The sequence below is a fragment of the Pseudomonas sp. SDO55104_S430 genome (assembly GCF_054070595.1).
This window is the reverse complement of the sequence record NZ_JBSVXG010000424.1, coordinates 1-2,177: the sequence shown is the minus strand read 5'-3', so window position 1 is coordinate 2,177 and position 2,177 is coordinate 1. Positions and strand designations below refer to the sequence as shown.

General features: G+C 61.4%; 2 protein-coding genes. Both read right to left on the bottom strand.

Going from position 1 to position 2,177, the window contains the following annotated elements:
• Positions 1-82 precede the first annotated feature (82 nt).
• The gene (hslU, locus tag ACW9JE_RS30340) at positions 83-1,420 is read right to left on the bottom strand and encodes an HslU--HslV peptidase ATPase subunit (RefSeq protein WP_224539480.1); all 1,338 of its coding nucleotides are present in this window, start codon (positions 1,418-1,420) and stop codon (positions 83-85) included.
• A gap of 52 nt (positions 1,421-1,472) precedes the next feature.
• Complete coding sequence (gene hslV, locus ACW9JE_RS30335; RefSeq protein WP_150771882.1) at positions 1,473-2,012, bottom strand: ATP-dependent protease subunit HslV; 540 nt, start codon at positions 2,010-2,012, stop codon at positions 1,473-1,475.
• Positions 2,013-2,177 lie beyond the last annotated feature (165 nt).

Below are 2,177 nucleotides of genomic sequence, written 5' to 3'. Positions count from 1 at the left end.
ACAGTCAATGTGATGTCGACTGACACTTCGCCTTCGCGAGCAAGCCCGCTCCCACAGGGTCCGCGATTACCGTAAGGGCTGCTTACAGGATATAACGGGACAGGTCTTCGTTCTGCGCCAATTCACCCAGGTGGTTGTTGACGTAGTCGGCGTCGATCTGGATCGCCTTGTCGTCATGGGCGCTGGCCAGGTCGCCGGCGCTGAAGGACACCTCTTCGAGCAGGCGCTCGAGCAGGGTGTGCAGGCGACGGGCACCGATGTTCTCGGTCTTCTCGTTGACCTGCCAGGCGATCTCGGCGATGCGCTTGATGCCGTCCGGCTGGAACTCGATGGACAGGCCTTCGGTTTTCAGCAGCGCGCAGTATTGCTCGGTGAGCGACGCGTGCGGCTCGCTGAGGATGCGTTCGAAGTCCTGCGGCGACAGGGCCTTGAGTTCGACGCGAATCGGCAGACGGCCTTGCAGCTCGGGTACCAGGTCGCTCGGCTTGCTCAGATGGAACGCACCGGAAGCAATGAACAGGATGTGGTCGGTCTTGACCATGCCCAGCTTGGTGTTGACGGTGCAGCCTTCGATCAGCGGCAGCAGGTCGCGCTGTACGCCTTCGCGGGACACGTCGGCGCCGCCGACATTGCCGCGCTTGGCCACCTTGTCGATTTCGTCGATGAACACGATGCCGTGCTGCTCGACCGCTTCCAGGGCCTTGGCCTTCAACTCTTCATCGTTGACCAGGCGGCTGGCTTCTTCGTCGCGAACCAGCTTCAGCGCTTCCTTGACCTTGAGCTTGCGGCTCTTGCGCTTGCCCTTGCCCATGTTGGCGAACAGGCTCTGCAGCTGGTTGGTCATCTCTTCCATGCCCGGTGGCGCGGAAATATCGACGCCGGCCATTTCGGCGACTTCGATTTCGATTTCCTTGTCATCCAGTTGGCCTTCGCGCAGACGCTTGCGGAACAGCTGACGGGTGTTGGAATCGGAGCTCGGCGTTTCGTCGTTGCTGAAACCCATGCGTGCCGGTGGCAGCAGGGCGTCGAGGATGCGCTCTTCGGCGGCGTCTTCGGCGCGGTGGCGAACCTTGGTGATTTCCTGTTCGCGCAGCAGCTTGATCGCCGCGTCGGCCAGGTCACGGATGATCGATTCGACATCGCGACCGACATAACCGACTTCGGTGAACTTGGTGGCTTCGACCTTGATGAACGGCGCGTTGGCCAGCTTGGCCAGGCGACGGGCGATCTCGGTTTTACCGACACCGGTCGGGCCGATCATCAGGATGTTCTTCGGGGTGACTTCTACGCGCAGCTCTTCTGGCAGCTGCATCCGGCGCCAGCGGTTGCGCAGGGCAATGGCGACGGCGCGCTTGGCATCGTCCTGGCCGATGATATGGCGATTGAGTTCGTGGACGATTTCACGGGGAGTCATGGACATAATATTTTGCGGACCTTAATCAAGTGAGTCGTGGCGTACGGCCTAAACAGACTTACTCGTCGCCTTTGGCGCAGTCCTGCTCCTCAATGGTCTGAGTGTGGTTGGTGAATACGCAGATGTCGCCGGCGATGCCGAGAGCGGTCTCGACGATTTCCCGGGCGGACAGATCGGTTTTCTTCAGCAGCGCGCTGGCGGCGGCCTGGGCGTAGGCGCCACCGGAACCCATGGCGATCAGGCCGTTTTCCGGCTCGACCACGTCACCGTTGCCGGTGATGATCAGGGAGGCGTCCTTGTTGGCGACGGCGAGCATGGCTTCCAGACGGCTCAGGGAGCGGTCGGTACGCCATTCTTTAGCGAGCTCGACGGCGGCGCGAACCAGATGGCCCTGGTGTTTTTCCAGCTGGCCTTCGAAGCGTTCGAAAAGGGTAAAGGCGTCAGCGGTGGCACCGGCAAAACCGGCAAGGACTTCACCGTGGTACAGGCGACGGACTTTCTTGGCGTTGCCTTTCATCACGGTATTGCCGAGAGAAACCTGGCCGTCGCCGCCCATGACGACTTTGCCTTGGCGGCGAACTGAAACGATGGTGGTCAAGGGAAGAGTCTCCACGCAGCTGGGCGAAAGTGCCTTATGCCAACCCATATGGGGGTGGTGGAAAAGATTTCAACTGCGGGGCGGGAGAGGGGACGAGCGGTGTGCGTGCTTTTGTGGCGAGGGGGCTTGCCCCCGCTGGGCTGCGAAGCGGCCCCAAAAAGATGG